The sequence below is a fragment of the Streptomyces sp. NPDC003943 genome, assembly GCF_053605265.1.
Map to the genome: position 1 here is coordinate 39,545 of NZ_JBSGIW010000005.1, position 16,028 is coordinate 55,572.

Consider the following 16,028-nt stretch of genomic DNA (forward strand, 5'->3'; position numbering starts at 1 on the left):
ACCCTCCACACAACACCTCGGACGCCCTCGGACACCCGGTCCCGGGATCCAGGACCACGATCAGCAGGGAGCGCGTGACGTGCGGCCTATCGGCAGCAAGTACCTGCTCGAGGAGCCGCTCGGCCGCGGCGCCACGGGCACCGTCTGGCGAGCCCGCCAGAGGGAGACGGCCGGCGCGGAGGCCGCGGTCCCCGGCGAGCCCGGCGAGACCGTCGCGATCAAGGTCCTCAAGGAGGAGCTGGCGAACGACGCGGACATCGTGATGCGCTTCCTGCGCGAGCGGTCCGTGCTGCTCCGGCTCACCCACCCCAACATCGTGCGCACCCGCGACCTGGTCGTGGAGGGCGATGTCCTCGCCCTGGTCATGGACCTCGTCGAGGGCCCCGACCTGCACCGCTACATCCGCGAGAACGGCCCGCTCACCCCGGTCGCCGCCGCGCTGCTCACCGCGCAGATCGCCGACGCCCTCGCCGCCAGCCACGCCGACGGCGTCGTCCACCGCGACCTCAAGCCCGCGAACGTGCTGCTCGCCGAGCAGGCCGGCGCGATGCACCCGATGCTCACCGACTTCGGCATCGCGCGCCTCGCCGACTCCCCGGGCCTGACCCGCACCCACGAGTTCGTCGGCACCCCGGCGTACGTCGCGCCGGAGTCCGCCGAGGGCCGGCCGCAGACCTCCGCCGTCGACATCTACGGCGCGGGCATCCTCCTCTACGAGCTGGTCACCGGCCGCCCGCCGTTCGCCGGCGGCACGGCCCTGGAGGTCCTGCACCGGCACCTGAGCGAGGAGCCGCAGCGGCCCTCGACCGTGCCCGGCCCGCTGTGGACGGTGATAGAGCGCTGCCTGCGCAAGAACCCGGACGAGCGGCCCAGCGCCGAGAACCTCGCCCGCGGCCTGCGCACGGTGGCCGCCGGCATCGGCGTGCACGCCACCCCGGCCCAGATCGAGGCCGCCGACGGCGTCGGCGCGCTGCTCGCGCCCGACCCGGCCCCGGCGCCGGTCCCGGGCACGGCGGGCGCCCCGGGCGTCGACCCGGCCGGTGCCACCCAGGTGCTGCCGAGCGGTTCCGCGGCCCCGGCGGGGTTCCCGCCGGCGCCGCAGTACGACCCGGCGGCCGCCACCAGCGTCATGCCGACCAGCGGCCCGGCGGGCGGCCCGCCCGGCGCCGCCGACCCGACCGCGGTCATGCCCCCCGTACCGCCCGCGCCGCAGGACCCGCCGGGCGAGCAGCCGCACCCGTGGCAGACCCAGCTGCGCCAGGTCCGCGACCGCAACGAGCAGACGCAGGTCCAGTACCTGGACCCGGACGAGGACCCGCTGCGCCGCCGCCCCCAGCGCCGGCCGCAGCCCCAGCCGCCGCAGGGCCCGTATCCGCCGCAGCCGCAGCCGCAGCAGTACCGGCAGGGCCCGCCGCAGCCGTACCAGCAGCGGCCGCAGCACCCCCAGCCGTACGCCCAGCAGCAGCCGCCGCAGCCGCAGCAGTACGCGCCTCAGCCGCAGCAGCAGTACGTGCCGCCGCAGCCGCCTCCCCAGGCGCCCGCGCCCGCCCCGGCACCGCGCGAACCGCGGCCGCCGCGGCAGCGCAGCGCCAACCCGATGCACATCCCGGGCCTCGGCTGCCTCAAGGGCTGCCTGTTCACGATCGTGCTCTTCGTGATCGCGGGCTGGCTGATCTGGGAGCTCACGCCGCTCCAGGACTGGGTCGCCCAGGGCAAGGGCTACTGGCAGGCGATCGGCGACGGCATCTCCTCGCTGTACGACTGGTTCACCTCGCTCGTGGACAGCGCGAAGAGCGCGACGGGCGACGGCGGCGCGGGCCAGTAACCGGCGGTAAGAGCCGACAAGGACCGCGTTCGGACCGGTAATCCTGTCGCTTTGTCGACTTCCGAGGGGTGATTTCCCCTCGGAAGTGCCGGTGGGCACGTTCGGACGCGTAACTTTTGACGCGAACCGCAGCCGCTGAGGGAGCAGTCTTGGCACGGAATATCGGCAGCCGCTACACGGCCCACCAGATTCTCGGGCGCGGCAGCGCCGGCACGGTGTGGCTCGGCGAGGGCCCCGAGGGCCCCGTCGCCATCAAGCTGCTGCGCGAGGACCTCGCCGCCGACCAGGAGCTCGTCGGCCGCTTCGTGCAGGAGCGCACCGCCCTGCTCGGGCTCGACCACCCGCACGTCGTCTCCGTCCGCGACCTCGTCGTGGACGGCAACGACCTCGCGCTCGTCATGGACCTGGTCCGCGGCACCGACCTGCGCACCCGCCTCGACCGCGAGCGCCGGCTCGCCCCCGAGGCGGCCGTCGCGATCATCGCCGACGTCGCCGACGGCCTCGCCGCCGCGCACAAGGCCGGAGTCGTGCACCGGGACGTCAAGCCCGAGAACATCCTGCTCGACATGGAGGGCCCGCTCGGCCCCGGCGGCGCCCACCCCGCCCTCCTCACCGACTTCGGCGTCGCCAAGCTGATCGACACCCCCGGCCGCACCAGGGCCACCCGGATCATCGGCACCCCCGACTACCTCGCCCCCGAGATCGTCGAGGGCCTGCCGCCGCGCGCCGCCGTCGACATCTACGCCCTCGCGACCGTCCTGTACGAGCTGCTCGCGGGCTTCACCCCGTTCGGCGGCGGCCACCCCGGCGCCGTACTGCGCCGCCACGTCACCGAGACCGTCGTGCCGCTGCCCGGCATCCCCGAGGAACTGTGGCAGTTGATCGTCCAGTGCCTGGCCAAGGCCCCGGCCTCCCGGCTGCGCGCCTCGGAACTCGCCACCCGGCTGCGGGACGTGCTGCCCACGCTCAAGGGCATCCCGCCGCTCGACGTGGACGAGCCGGACGCGGACCCGGCCGCGGAACCCGCGTACGAGGAGGACCCGTACCCGACGAACGGCAGCAGCGGCGGCGAGAACGCCCCGCGCCGCGCCGCCGTGCCCCTCGTCCCGGGCGCCTCCACCGACTCCAACCGCGACACCCACACCTCCATGCGGGTCCCCGGCCCCGACGAGCTCTCCGGCGGCCCCCTCGGCACCGCCCGCGCCCCGCGCTCGGCGAGCGCCCGGCGGCCCGGCTCGGCCCGGCACAAGGCGGACGCGGTCCGCAAGCGCCGGATCACGCTGACCGTCGCCGCGGTCGTCCTCGCGGGCGCCCTGGGAGCGGGCGGCTATCTGGCGGCGGCGGGCGGCGAGGACGCCCCGCCGGCGCAGGACACCAAGCAGTCCACCACCCAGCCGTGAGTGCGGGGACCTGGTAATCGCGGGAAGCCGTTACGCTGGACGCGTGGCAGTCGTCGATGTATCCGAAGAGCTGAAGTCCCTCTCCTCGACCATGGGGTCGATCGAGGCCGTCCTGGACCTCGACAAGTTGAGGGCAGACATCGCCGTGCTCGAAGAGCAGGCCGCGGCCCCGTCCCTCTGGGACGACCCGGAGGCGGCGCAGAAGATCACGAGCAAGCTTTCGCACCTGCAGGCCGAGGTCCGCAAGGCCGAGGCGCTGCGCGGCCGCATCGACGACCTCGCGGTGCTGTTCGAGCTGGCCGAGGAGATGGACGACCCGGACACCCGGGCCGAGGCCGAGACCGAGCTCGTGGCCGTCCGCAAGGCGCTCGACGAGATGGAGGTCCGCACCCTCCTGTCCGGCGAGTACGACGAGCGCGAGGCCCTCGTCAACATCCGCGCCGAGGCCGGCGGCGTCGACGCCTCCGACTTCGCGGAGCGCCTGCAGCGCATGTACCTGCGCTGGGCCGAGCGCCACGGCTACTCCACGGAGATCTACGAGACCTCGTACGCGGAAGAGGCCGGCATCAAGTCGACCACCTTCGTCGTCAAGGCCCCGTACGCCTACGGCACCCTCTCCGTCGAGCAGGGCACCCACCGCCTGGTCCGCATCTCGCCCTTCGACAACCAGGGCCGCCGCCAGACCTCCTTCGCCGGCGTCGAGATCCTCCCGGTCGTCGAGTCGTCCGACCACGTCGAGATCGACGACTCGGACCTCCGCGTCGACGTCTACCGCGCCTCCGGCCCCGGCGGCCAGGGCGTCAACACCACCGACTCGGCGGTGCGCATCACGCACATCCCGACCGGCATCGTGGTCTCCTGCCAGAACGAGCGCTCCCAGATCCAGAACAAGGCGAGCGCCATGAACGTCCTCCAGGCCAAGCTCCTGGAGCGCCAGCGCCAGGAGGAGCGCGCCAAGATGGACGCGCTCAAGGGCGACGGCGGCAGCTCCTGGGGCAACCAGATGCGTTCGTACGTCCTCCACCCGTACCAGATGGTCAAGGACCTCCGCACGGAGTTCGAGGTCGGCAACCCGCAGTCCGTCCTGGACGGCGAGATCGACGGCTTCCTGGAGGCGGGCATCCGCTGGCGGAAGCAGCAGGAGCAGACGGCGTAGTCCGCAGCCCTCTTTCTCAAGGCGTACGCCGGCCCTGCCCCGCCTGGTGAGCGGGGCCCGGCGCTTTGAGCGCCCTGCGCGCGCTGGTCGCCGGATTCGCGGGCGCAAGCGATGGAGTGGCGATCCTGACGCTTTGTCGACATGGGAACCGGTGTGGCGGGGGCGGGAGTTCCGGGTTTACGTCACAGTTGCATCCCCGCATGGCGGGCAGAAGTGGATCTTTCGGGCATCGCACGCGCAACGACCTTGACGTGCTCTTTGAAACTCGGAAGGGTGGCACGCGGCATGCGTGTTCCTGGGGCGTGTGTGGACGGGGGCAGGTCCAGTGAACAACGGCGATCGCCCTCAGTCCCCGGCCCCGGGCCGCTGCTCTACAGACGATATGAGCTACTGGGGGTAGCAGCCAGATGACGAAGAAGACGCGGATCCGCGTTGCGCGCATTGCGGCCGGCGCTGTGATCGCCGCCGGCGCGTCCCTGACGGCGGCCGGCGCCGCGCAGGCCGTCGGGGTCAGCATCAACCTCGGCGCCGAGGTCGGCGACGGGGGGCCGGGCGACTGCGAGATCGACCCGACGCTCTGCCCGACGACGCCGCCGACCACGGAGCCGACGACGCCGCCGACGACGGAGCCCACCACTCCGCCGACGACCGAGCCGACGACGCCGCCGACGACGGAGCCCACCACTCCGCCGACCACGGAGCCGACGACCCCGCCGACGACCGAGCCGACGACGCCGCCGACGACGGAGCCCACCACTCCGCCGACCAGCGAGCCGACGACGCCGCCGACCGGCGAGCCGACGCACCCGGGCAAGCCGTCGAAGCCCGGCAAGCCGGGTGGCGACGACGACAACGGTGACGGTGGCAACGACAACGGCGCCGGTCCCGGCACCTGCACCGTCGACCTTGACGGCGCCGAGTGCGTCGACAACGGCGGCAACCAGAACGGCACCAACAACGCCGGCTCGCAGCCCGTCGAGCAGGGCAAGGCCAAGGAGGAGCTGGCCGAGACCGGTGCTGCCGAGACCTCGTTCCTGATCATCGGGGCGGCCACCATGATCGCCGGTGGTATCGGCTTCCGGTTCCTGCCGCGTCTCGTGACCGGTGGGCGCACCGCCGTCTGAGGCGAGTCAGCCAGTACATAGCTGTACGTGAGAGGGCCGGGAGCGCTGTCCAAGCGCTCCCGGCCCTCTCGTACGTCCAGGGGGCTCCTACACGCCCCGCGCCACCACCAGCAGCGCCATCGCCGCCAGCAGGGCGATCACCAGGGTCAGCAGCATCGCCGGCGTCAGGCCCGTCGGCTGGGGCAGACGCTCGCGGTTCGCGCGGCAGACGGGGCAGCGGCCCTCGGCGACGGGCGCCGCGCAGTTGGCGCACACCAGACGGTCATAGGTCATGCGCTCTCCTCCTCCCGCACAGGGGGTGCTTACAAGAAGAACGCTCGGAGCGACCCCGGCGTTCCCCTACCACTGTGCCAGCTCCGGCGCGTTTCGGCGCGCCCCGCGGAATCCGGGCGGGAGGACCGGGAAGGACGAAAAGGATAAAGCGCACAAGCCCGGACCGCGACTGCACGGGCCTTCCCCGTTCGCGTAGTGTCACGCACACCTACTCCCGGCCGACCGTGGTGCATCCGTGATCCGATTCGACAACGTCTCCAAGTCCTATCCGAAGCAGAACCGCCCCGCGCTCCGGGATGTCTCCCTGGAGATCGAGAAGGGGGAGTTCGTCTTCCTCGTCGGTTCGTCCGGCTCCGGAAAGTCGACCTTCCTGCGGCTGATCCTGCGCGAGGAGCGCGCCAGCCAGGGCCAGGTGCACGTGCTGGGCAAGGACCTCGCCCGGCTCTCCAACTGGAAGGTGCCGCACATGCGCCGCCAGCTGGGCACCGTCTTCCAGGACTTCCGCCTCCTCCCCAACAAGACCGTCGCCGAGAACGTGGCCTTCGCCCAGGAGGTCATCGGCAAGCCGCGCGGCGAGATCCGCAAGGCCGTACCGCAGGTGCTCGACCTGGTCGGCCTCGGCGGCAAGGAGGAGCGCATGCCGGGCGAGCTGTCCGGTGGTGAGCAGCAGCGCGTCGCGATCGCCCGGGCCTTCGTGAACCGCCCGATGCTGCTGATCGCGGACGAGCCCACCGGCAACCTCGACCCGCAGACCTCCGTCGGCATCATGAAGCTGCTCGACCGCATCAACAGGACAGGGACCACCGTCGTCATGGCGACCCACGACCAGAACATCGTCGACCAGATGCGCAAGCGCGTCATCGAGCTCGAGGGCGGCCGGCTCGTCCGCGACCAGGCCCGCGGCGTCTACGGCTACCAGCACTGACGGGCGGGGGAAGAGTCACATGCGCGCCCAGTTCGTGCTCTCGGAGATCGGCGTCGGTCTCCGCCGCAACCTCACGATGACCTTCGCCGTCATCGTCTCCGTCGCCCTGTCCCTGGCCCTCTTCGGCGGCGCCCTGCTCATGCGCGAGCAGGTCAGCACGATGAAGGACTACTGGTACGACAAGGTCAACGTCTCCATCTTCCTCTGCAACAAGAGCGACGCCGCCTCCAGCGCCAAGTGCGCCAAGGGCGCGGTCACCGCGCAGCAGAAGGACCAGATCGAGGCCGACCTCAAGAAGATGACGGAGATCGTGGAGACGGTCCACCACGAGTCCGCCGACGAGGCGTACAAGCACTACAAGGAGCAGTACGGCGACACGGCCATCGCCTCCGTCGTCACCCCGGACCAGATGCAGGAGTCCTTCCGGGTCAAGCTGAAGGACCCCGAGAAGTACAAGGTGGTCGCCACCGCCTTCGCCGGCCGCGACGGCGTCGAGTCGGTCCAGGACCAGCGCAACATCCTGCAGAACCTCTTCGACCTGATGAACGGCATGAACATCGCCGCCCTCTGCGTCATGGGCCTCATGCTGATCATCGCGCTGATGCTGATCGTCAACACCGTGCGCGTCTCCGCCTTCAGCCGGCGCCGCGAGACCGGCATCATGCGCCTGGTCGGCGCGACCAACTTCTACATCCAGATGCCGTTCATCATGGAGGCCGCCTTCGCCGGCCTCCTCGGCGGCGGCGTCGCCTGCGTGCTGCTGCTCGTCGGCCGCTACTTCCTCATCGACCACGGCATCGCCCTCGCCGACAAGATGCAGCTGGTCAACTTCATCGGCTGGGACGCGGTCCTCTCCAAGCTCCCGCTCGTCCTCGCGATCGGCCTGCTGATGCCGGCGCTCGCCGCGTTCGTGGCGCTGCGCAAGTACCTCAAGGTGTGACAGTTCCCTCCGGGTGACCTGATGGCGTCGTACGGCCAACCGCCGTACGACGCCATCTGCTTGTCCTACAGTGGGCGCCATGCGTGCCGGTGCCGGCCCCGAGTTCTGTCGACGGCCCCGCGGAGTTCTCCGTGGGGCCGCCTTGACGTTGGTCTTCGCCGGAGTGATCGGTACGGCCGCGGCCACCGGCGCGCTGCCCCGGCAGCAGGACCCCCGGCAGACCCCCCGGGCCGCGCCCTCGCCCCGTACGGTCACCGCCGCCGGCACCGTCGACCGGGACGCCCTCGCACAGGCCGCCGCGCAGGCCGTCGCCGACGGGAAGTCCGGGAAGAAGGCGGCGGAGGAGTTCGTCAGCCGCAGCGGCGACCGGTGGGGCGCGGTGTACGACAAGCGGGAGTACGCCGAGTTCGAGCAGACCCTGGACGGCGCCTACACCGGGGTCGGGCTGTCCGCGCGGCGGGGCGCCGACGGCCGGGTCGAGATCAGCCGGATACGGGGCGGCGGGCCCGCCGAGCGGGCCGGGCTGCGGGTCGGGGACCGGCTGACCGCGATCGACGGGCGGCCGGTGGGCGGGCTGAGCGTCTCCGAGATCGTCTCGCTGCTGCGCGGCGAGGGCGTCACGGGCTCCACCGTGGCCCTCGGCGTCGAGCGCGGCCGCGCCCGCTGGACCCAGACGCTGCGCCGGGCCCGGCTCGTCACCGACCCCGTCACCGTCCGCCGGCTCGCCGACGGCACCGTGCTGATCCGGGTCGCCGCCTTCACCAAGGGCACCGGCGAGCGGGTCCGGCAGGCCGTGCGCACCGCGCCCGCCCGGGCCGGCGTCCTGCTCGACCTGCGCGGCAACTCAGGCGGCCTGGTCGCCGAGGCCGCCACCGCCGCCTCCGCCTTCTTCGACGGCGGCCTCGTCGCCACGTACGACGTCGACGGCACCCAGCACGCCGTGTACGCGGACGGCGGCGGCGACACCGCCCGCCCCCTGGTCGCGCTGATCGACGGCGGCACCATGAGCGCGGCCGAGCTGCTCACCGGCGCCCTCCAGGACCGGGGCCGGGCCGTCACGGTCGGCTCGCGGACCTTCGGCAAGGGCTCGGTGCAGATGCCGAGCACGCTGCCCGACGGCTCCGTCGCCGAGCTGACCGTCGGGCACTACCGCACGCCCGCCGGGCACGCCGTCGACGGTCACGGCATCACGCCGGACGTCGCGGTCGACGGGCAGGCGGAAGAACGGGCCCGCACGGTATTGAGTGGCCTCGGAGGGGCCTCGTAGTGCGAAAATGACCGCACTATGGCAAAGGGACTCGTCAACGTGCAGGGCAAGCCTGCGAAGAAGAAGACCCAGGACAAGGGGCCGGAGCGCAAGCTCATCGCGCAGAACAAGAAGGCGCGGCACGACTACCACATCCTGGACACGTACGAGTGCGGTGTGGTGCTCATGGGCACCGAGGTGAAGTCGCTGCGGATGGGTCGGGCGTCGCTGGTCGACGGCTTCGTCCAGATCGACGGCGGAGAGGCCTGGCTGCACAACATCCACGTGCCCGAGTACTCCCAGGGCAGCTGGACCAACCACTCGGCGAAGCGGAAGCGGAAGCTGCTGCTGCACCGCGCCGAGATCGACAAGCTGGAGCAGAAGGCGTCCGAGACGGGTCACACGATCGTGCCCCTGTCGCTGTACTTCCTGGGCAGCCGGGTGAAGTGCGAGATCGCTCTGGCCAAGGGCAAGAAGGAGTACGACAAGCGGCAGACGCTGAAGGAGAAGCAGGACACCCGCGAGGCGAGCCGTGCCATCGCGGCTGCGCGGCGCCGGCAGCGGGCCCAGCAGGCCCGGCAGGGCTGAGGTCCGGCCGGGCTCAAGCCGCCAGGGCCGAGTCGACAGGGTTAATGCGCTGGCAACGGCGCCTGTCGGTCACGTACCATGGGCCCTGCACCTCACAGAGGGTGCAACCTTTGAAAAATCAACATGGGGATGATCGGTTTCGACAGCGGATGTCGAAGCAGGGGAAGCGTGTCGAGGAAGCGGCAATGATCTCGTAAACCACGCGCCGAAACCAATAATCGCCAACACCAAGCGCGATTCCTTCGCCCTCGCTGCCTAAGTAGCGACTTGCGAAGTGTCAGCCCGGGGCTGTTCCCGACCCGGATCCTGGCATCAGCTAGGGAACTAAACCTTGATCCCGGTCACGGGGTGAAGAGGGAAACCAAACAGTGACTGAGCCCGTTCCGGACTTGTCTGGGTGATCCGGAGGGCCGAGAAACTCGTACCAGACTGCACACGGAGAAGCCCTGATTCCGCACCGTTGGACGCGGGTTCGATTCCCGCCATCTCCACTCATCCCATGTGGGCAAAACCCTCTGACCTGCGAGATCTTCGCCAGGACAGGGGGTTTTTCTCATGTCACGGCCACCGCGGGCGCACCCCCGCACCCGAGGGGACGCCCTCGTCCTCGCCGGGCGGCTGGGTCGGCGGCTGGCTGTGATCTTCCGGGCTGTCCCCGGAAGGCGTCGCGGGAGCCCCTCCGGTATGGCACTGTGTGATCAAGTGATAGCGCAACGTCATCGAGGGGTCCTGCATGTCGTATGTCCCTGCTGAACTGAAGTACACCGACGAGCACGAGTGGGTGCGCACCGAGGCGGACGGAACGCTGACGATCGGCATCACCGACCATGCGCAGAAGGAGCTCGGGGACATCGTGTTCTTCGATCTGCCACCCGTGGGCAAGCAGGTCAAGGTCGGTGACCCCATCGGTGCGGTGGAGTCGGTCAAGGTCGCCTCCGAGCTCTACGGCCCGGTGGCCGGCGAGGTCGTCGAGATCAACGTCGACGCCATCGAAAGTCCCGAGGACGTGAACAGCGACGCGTATGACGTCTGGCTGTTCAAGATCAGGCCGGCGGACGGCGCCTCTACTGACGGCCTGCTTGACGCCGCTGCCTACGCAGAGCTGGTCGGCTGACCCTCCTCCTGTGCGGCGCCGGCAGTGGCGCCGCACAGGAGGGACGCGCGACCGGTGCGGGAATCCGCAGAGGAGGGGCCCCTGGTCGACCGGGACTCGTCACGTCGGGTCCCGGGTCTTCGTCATGCGCACCCTCTTGCCGACTTGGTCTGGACCTGCCAACCTGCGGTCGCCGCCCCCCACGCCACGGCATCCCCGGAGGTACGTATGCGCCACAAGGGACTCCTCGCGGTCCTGCCCGTGCTCCTCACCCTCCTCGTCCCCGCCGCGTCGCCCGCCTCGGCCACGGCCACCGCCCCCGTCCAGGTCTACGGCGCCTGGCACTGCGGCGACGACTTCTGCACCTGGTCCACCGTCCGTGACGTCGCCGAGTTCGACGCGAAGAACCACTGGCTGATCGACCGCGGCGACGGGCGTCCCTCCGTCAACCTGGTCGTGCTCAGCTTCGTCGACCCGCTCAAGCTGCTGCACCGCACCAACGACGCCGGCACCGTGAACGGCGTGCCCGTCGGCATGAGCCGCGAGATCGTCCAGTACTTCACCTCGCACGGCATCCGCGTGATGCTCTCCGTCGGCGGCATCACCTACACCGACGCCTGGGACGCCGCGCTCGCCGAGGATCCCGCGCAGCTCGGGCGGAACGCGGCGGCCGTCGCCGCCGACCTCGGCGTCGGCATCGAGATCGACTACGAGCAGAACACCGCGCCGAACCTGACCGGGCTCCAAGCCTTCATCGACGCCTACCGCTCCGTGCACCCGTACGACGCCGGCGGCACCGACCCGGCCGCCCGGCTCACCATCGACACCGCCGCCGGCGACCGCTGGCTCATCGACCTCAACCGCAAGGCCACCGCCGACTGGCTGCGCACCGACCGCCCGGTGCTCGACTACGCCAACGCCATGGTGCCCGCCCGGCCCACCTCGGCGAGCTCGCACATAGCCAACTGGCAGGAACACCTCGACGGCAAGCCCCAGTTCTCGCCGCCGGTCGCCCCGCTCGCCCCGGCCAAGCTCACGGCCGGGCTCTACATCGCGTACGGCCGCAGCCCGCTGCCCGAGTGCACCGACTACGCGAACTCGCTGCAGAAGGCGACGGGCGACTGGGTCCGCGGCGCGGCGCCGAACGGGGCCGGGACGACGGCCGGGCTGCTCGGCTACATGTTCTGGGCGGCCGAGAAGCCCTCGACCCGGGGGCTCGGAACCCAGGAGCCGGACGGCTGCGAGGGCGGGGTCGGGGGAGGAGCCACCGCTTTCGGCGTGCAGCCGCCGATGGGCCCGCTCCGGCAGAGCTGATCCGCACGGCCGGCCCGGTCGGTGCTGATCCGCACGGCCGGCCCGGTCGGTGCCTGGATCAGTAGCCGGACAGATCGCCCTTGAGGGGTTCGGGCTTTCCGATTCCGGCGAACGGGGTGTGCTGGATCTCCCCGATGAGGCGCGTGACACGGCGAGCCGTTCTGCGGTCGGAGGAGAGCCGGAAGAGGAAGTCCTCCCAGGCGGCGGGATCGAAGTGGACGCTCCTCACTCCTCGCCTCCGGTACCAGTCGAGCGCGCGTCACCGACCGCGGGGCGGTCGGCCGCACGCCGTCGCCGCGCACACCGCCAGGGCCAGCGCCGCCGCCAGGGGCGGGACCAGGTAGCCGTACGTCGTGGTCGGGGCGTGCTCCGCGAGCCAGCCGCCGGTGGCCGAGCCGGTCGCGATGCCGCCGAGGAGGGCGGTCACGGCGAGCGTCATGCCCTCGTTGAGCTGGGACTGCGGGGTGAGTCGCTGGACCAGGGTCATGCCCGTGACCATGGTCGGGGCGGTCGCCATGCCGGCCAGGAGGAGGGCGCCCGCGAGGACGGGCAGCAGGCCGGTGGAGGCGGCGGCGAGGAGCGGGAGTGTCATCAGGGTCGCCATGGCGGCGAGGCAGGCGGCGAGTCCGGGGGCGCGGCGGACACGGCCGTAGAGCAGGCCGGCGGCGCAGGAGCCCGCCGCCTGGAGGGCGAGGACCGGGCCGGCGGCCGGGCCGTCCACGTACGCGAGGGTGACGACCTCCATCGAGCCGAAGACCGCGCCGGTGGCGAGGAACACCGCGAGCAGCGCCGGCATGCCGGGCACCCGGAGCGGCGAGCCGGACGCGGCGGCGGTGCGCGGGGCGACGGGCGGTTCGGTGGTGCGCTGCGCGGCGAAGAGCAGCACTCCGGTGAGGAAGAGGACGGCGGCGACGAGCGTGCCGGCCTCCGGGAAGAGCGAGGAGCAGAGGAACGCGGCCAGGACCGGGCCGAGCATGAAGCACAGCTCGTCGGCGGCCTGTTCGAAGGCGTTGGCGGTGTGCAGCGCGGCCTTGGCGTCCGGGGCGTCCTTGAGCAGGTGGGCCCAGCGGGCCCGGGACATGCCGCCGGTGTTGGGGGCGGTGGCGGTGAGCGCGGTGGTGAGGAAGAGGGTCCAGGCGGGGGCCTGGGCGTGGGCGCAGAGGAGCAGGACGAGCCGGCCGAGGGCCGCGTAGACGGTGGCGGGCACGGCGATCCGGGCCTGGCCGTGGCGGTCGACGAGCCGGGCGATCCAGGGCGCGGTGAGCGCGCCGGCGGCCATGCCGGTGGCGCTGACGGCGCCCGCGAGGGCGTACGAGCCGTACGCGCCGGCGATCATGACGACGGCGCTGACGCTGAACATGCCCATGGGCAGCCGGGCGATCAGGTTGCCGAGGGTGAAGGCGCGGGCGCCGGGGAGCGAGAAGAGGCGCAGGTAGGGGTTGGCGGGGGTCCTGCGGGTGCGGCGGGGCCGGGCGGGGGTCTCGCGGTAGCGAGGGGTGAGGGCGGGGCCGGCGGGGGTGAGCATCAGGTCGGTCGACGTGGCAGCGGAACGCGTCGGGACGGCCTGGGGCGGGACGGTCTGCGGGGGAGCGGATTGCGGCATGGATCAAGGGTCTTTTGGCATGACCCTGGCGGTCCAACACCTAATCGGTCGCCGTTCACGCACTTCTGTTGTTAACTGCGGCGGTGAGCCCCGTCAACGACCTCGACCCCCGGCTGCTGCGCGCCTTCGTCGCCGTCGCCGCGGAACTCCACTTCACCCGGGCCGCCGCCCGGCTCTTCGTCGCCCAGCAGGCGCTCAGCCGGGACATCCGGCGGCTCGAACGCGACCTGGGCGCCGAGCTGTTCGTTCGCAGCACCCGGCAGGTCGCGCTCACGGCGGACGGCGAACGGCTCCTGCCGTACGCGCACAAGGTACTCGCCGCCCACGACGAACTCGCCGACGCCTTCCGCGGCGAGGTCCGCGCGCTGCTCGTCGACCTCAACAGCGCGGGCCTCGCCCACGAGCGGGTGCTCGGGCGCGCCCGCGAACTCGTTCCGGATCTTGAGCTGATGGCCCGCTACGAGAGCGGGCTGACCGGCGCCGTACGGGAGATGCTCGCCGGCCGGCTGGACGCCTCCTTCGGGCGGTACGGCGGGCTCGCGCCCGAGCTGCGGGCCCGGGTCGAGGCGCAGTTCGTCCGGTACGAGCCGATGGCCGTCCTGCTGCCCGAGGGCGACCCGCTCGCCGGCCTCGCCGAGGTCCCGCTCGACGCGCTCGCCGGCCGGCAGGTCTACGCGGGCGCCGGCAACGACCGCACCCCCGAGTGGACCGACCTCGCCGCCCGGCTCTTCGAGGGCCGCGGCATCCGGGTCGCGCCGCCCGCGCCGCTCGTCGTCGGCAGGGAGGAGTTCCGGCGGGTCATGGCCAAGGCCCCGACCCCGGTCCTCGCCGTCGTCGACTTCCCGCCGATGCCCGGCAGCGTCCTGCGGCCCCTGGTCGACCCCGTGCCGCTGTCGCCGGTGAGCCTCGTCTGGCGCAAGGGCCTGCGCCACCCCGCCCTCGACGCCCTGCGCCGCGCCGCCGCCGAGATCGGCGCCCGGGAGGGGTGGCACGCGCGCCCGCCCGGCTCGTGGTTGCCCGAGGGGGAAGCGCTGGGGGCGCTCACAGCGGACCCGCGCTCCGGGTGAGAGCAAGGTTCCGTCCCCGTCACCTCACGGCGCCGCCCCCGGAAACGCGGCCTTCCTAGCGTCGGTCGCACAGGGAACCGACAGCGGAGGTGCGAGATGGGCGGCCGGTGGATCGAACGCTGGGAGCCGGAGGACGAGACCTTCTGGCGGGAGCGGGGGGAACGGATCGCGCGCCGGAACCTGTGGTTCTCGGTGCTCTCCGAGCACATCGGCTTCTCCGTCTGGAGCCTGTGGTCGGTCATGGTCCTCTTCATGGGGCCGCAGTACGGGATCGACCCGGCCGGCAAGTTCTTCCTGATCGCCACCGCGACGCTCGTCGGGGCCGTCATCCGCGTCCCGTACACCTTCGCCGTCGCCCGCTTCGGCGGCCGCAACTGGACCGTGTTCAGCGCGCTGTTGCTGCTGCTGCCGACCGGCCTCGCGTACGCGGTGATGGAGCCGGGCACCTCGTACGGCACGTTCCTGCTGGTGGCCGCGCTCACCGGGGTCGGCGGCGGCAACTTCGCGTCCTCCATGACCAACATCAACGCCTTCTTCCCGCTGCGGAAGAAGGGCTGGGCGCTCGGGCTCAACGCGGGCGGCGGCAACATCGGCGTGCCCGTCGTCCAGCTCGTCGGCCTGCTCGTCATCGGCACCGCCGGGGCCCTGCACCCGCGGATCGTGCTCGGCGTCTACATGCCGCTGGTCGTCGTCGCCGCCGTGTGCGCCGCGCTGTTCATGGACAACCTGGCGCCCGTGAAGAACGACAGCGGCGCCGCCAGGGAGGCGGTGAAGGCGCGGCACACCTGGATCATGGCGTTCCTCTACATCGGGACCTTCGGCTCGTTCATCGGCTACAGCTTCGCCTTCGGGCTCGTGCTCCAGACCCAGTTCGGCCGCACCCCGCTCCAGGCGGCCTCGCTCACCTTCATCGGCCCGCTGCTCGGCTCGCTCGTCCGGCCCGTCGGCGGCGCGCTCGCCGACCGGCACGGCGGCGCCCGGATCACCCTGGCCACCTTCGCCGCGATGGCCGTCGCCGCCGCGGTCGTGCTCTACGCCTCCGTCGCCGGGTCGCTCGCCGTGTTCCTGGTCGGCTTCGTCGCGCTGTTCGCGCTCAGCGGCCTCGGCAACGGCTCCACGTACAAGATGATCCCGGCCATCTTCCTCGCGCAGGGGTACGAGAAGGGGCTCAGCGGCGAGGCGGCCGAGGCGCACGGCCGCCGGCTGTCCGGCGCGGCCATGGGGCTCATCGGCGCGGTCGGCGCGCTCGGCGGCCTCGGCATCAACCTGGCCTTCCGGGAGTCGTTCAGCTCGGTCGGCTCGGGCACCGGTGCCTTCGTCGCCTTCCTCGTCTTCTACGCGGCGTGCATGACCGTCACTTGGGCGGTATACCTTCGCCGGCCGTCGACCGTGGCGCCCGTGCCCGACACGGTGGCGGACGTCCTGCCGTCGCGCGACACCGCGGAGGTGTGAGCCCGAGGGATGCGTCACAGTG

Annotated in this window: 14 protein-coding genes, 1 other RNA gene and 1 pseudogene; 13 read left to right on the forward strand and 3 right to left on the reverse strand. The window is 71.9% G+C overall.

What is annotated here, in order from left to right; translation table 11 throughout:
- Positions 1 to 79: 79 nt before the first annotated feature.
- From ACWEV0_RS03450 to ACWEV0_RS03465, 4 genes are all read left to right on the forward strand, one after another.
- Positions 80 to 1,825, forward strand: coding sequence for a serine/threonine-protein kinase (locus ACWEV0_RS03450; RefSeq protein ID WP_453146063.1), 1,746 nt, complete (start codon positions 80 to 82; stop codon positions 1,823 to 1,825).
- Positions 1,826 to 1,974: 149 nt separating this feature from the next.
- Positions 1,975 to 3,225 carry a serine/threonine-protein kinase gene (locus ACWEV0_RS03455; protein ID WP_453146065.1) on the forward strand — a complete coding sequence of 417 codons (1,251 nt, stop codon included), beginning with the start codon at positions 1,975 to 1,977 and terminating at the stop codon, positions 3,223 to 3,225.
- A 43-nt stretch (positions 3,226 to 3,268) separates the two neighbouring features.
- A complete protein-coding gene (gene prfB, locus ACWEV0_RS03460) occupies positions 3,269 to 4,381 on the forward strand; it encodes a peptide chain release factor 2 (protein WP_453146066.1) in 1,113 nt (370 codons plus the stop codon).
- Between the two features lie 407 nt (positions 4,382 to 4,788).
- On the forward strand, positions 4,789 to 5,505 hold the full coding sequence (locus ACWEV0_RS03465; protein WP_453146067.1) for an LPXTG cell wall anchor domain-containing protein: 717 nt from the start codon (positions 4,789 to 4,791) through the stop codon (positions 5,503 to 5,505).
- Between the two features lie 87 nt (positions 5,506 to 5,592).
- On the opposite strand, the gene ACWEV0_RS03470 is transcribed toward ACWEV0_RS03465, so the two are convergent.
- On the reverse strand, positions 5,593 to 5,778 hold the full coding sequence (locus ACWEV0_RS03470) for a hypothetical protein (RefSeq protein ID WP_453146069.1): 186 nt from the start codon (positions 5,776 to 5,778) through the stop codon (positions 5,593 to 5,595).
- 235 nt (positions 5,779 to 6,013) lie between these two features.
- On the opposite strand from ACWEV0_RS03470, the gene ftsE reads away from it, so the two are divergent.
- From ftsE to ACWEV0_RS03505, 7 genes are all read left to right on the forward strand, one after another.
- Positions 6,014 to 6,703: a cell division ATP-binding protein FtsE gene (gene ftsE / locus ACWEV0_RS03475; RefSeq protein ID WP_403800706.1), complete on the forward strand. Its 690-nt coding sequence runs from the start codon at positions 6,014 to 6,016 to the stop codon at positions 6,701 to 6,703.
- A 19-nt stretch (positions 6,704 to 6,722) separates the two neighbouring features.
- Positions 6,723 to 7,643: a permease-like cell division protein FtsX gene (ftsX, locus tag ACWEV0_RS03480; RefSeq protein ID WP_453146071.1), complete on the forward strand. Its 921-nt coding sequence runs from the start codon at positions 6,723 to 6,725 to the stop codon at positions 7,641 to 7,643.
- Positions 7,644 to 7,722: 79 nt separating this feature from the next.
- Positions 7,723 to 8,910 (forward strand): S41 family peptidase, encoded by a 1,188-nt coding sequence (locus ACWEV0_RS03485; protein WP_453146073.1) that lies wholly within the window; start codon positions 7,723 to 7,725, stop codon positions 8,908 to 8,910.
- Between the two features lie 18 nt (positions 8,911 to 8,928).
- Positions 8,929 to 9,477 (forward strand): SsrA-binding protein SmpB, encoded by a 549-nt coding sequence (gene smpB / locus ACWEV0_RS03490; RefSeq protein ID WP_453146074.1) that lies wholly within the window; start codon positions 8,929 to 8,931, stop codon positions 9,475 to 9,477.
- Positions 9,478 to 9,602: 125 nt separating this feature from the next.
- Positions 9,603 to 9,971, forward strand: a transfer-messenger RNA (tmRNA) gene (gene ssrA / locus ACWEV0_RS03495).
- A 239-nt stretch (positions 9,972 to 10,210) separates the two neighbouring features.
- Positions 10,211 to 10,591, forward strand: a complete 381-nt coding sequence (gene gcvH, locus ACWEV0_RS03500; protein ID WP_453146076.1) for a glycine cleavage system protein GcvH — start codon at positions 10,211 to 10,213, stop codon at positions 10,589 to 10,591.
- 207 nt (positions 10,592 to 10,798) lie between these two features.
- Positions 10,799 to 11,884 (forward strand): hypothetical protein, encoded by a 1,086-nt coding sequence (locus ACWEV0_RS03505; RefSeq protein ID WP_453146078.1) that lies wholly within the window; start codon positions 10,799 to 10,801, stop codon positions 11,882 to 11,884.
- Between the two features lie 61 nt (positions 11,885 to 11,945).
- Here ACWEV0_RS03505 and ACWEV0_RS03510 read toward each other — a convergent pair.
- Together ACWEV0_RS03510 and ACWEV0_RS03515 are read right to left on the reverse strand one after the other, a co-directional pair.
- Positions 11,946 to 12,113: pseudogene (locus ACWEV0_RS03510) on the reverse strand (Txe/YoeB family addiction module toxin); the annotation flags it as partial.
- 30 nt (positions 12,114 to 12,143) lie between these two features.
- Positions 12,144 to 13,487: an MFS transporter gene (locus ACWEV0_RS03515; protein WP_453146080.1), complete on the reverse strand. Its 1,344-nt coding sequence runs from the start codon at positions 13,485 to 13,487 to the stop codon at positions 12,144 to 12,146.
- 83 nt (positions 13,488 to 13,570) lie between these two features.
- Between ACWEV0_RS03515 and ACWEV0_RS03520 the strand changes: the two genes are divergently transcribed.
- Both ACWEV0_RS03520 and ACWEV0_RS03525 read left to right on the forward strand, forming a co-directional pair.
- Positions 13,571 to 14,554, forward strand: a complete 984-nt coding sequence (locus ACWEV0_RS03520; RefSeq protein ID WP_453146081.1) for a LysR family transcriptional regulator — start codon at positions 13,571 to 13,573, stop codon at positions 14,552 to 14,554.
- Positions 14,555 to 14,650: 96 nt separating this feature from the next.
- The gene (locus ACWEV0_RS03525; protein ID WP_453146083.1) at positions 14,651 to 16,006 is read left to right on the forward strand and encodes a nitrate/nitrite transporter; all 1,356 of its coding nucleotides are present in this window, start codon (positions 14,651 to 14,653) and stop codon (positions 16,004 to 16,006) included.
- The last annotated feature ends 22 nt before the right edge of the window (positions 16,007 to 16,028 follow it).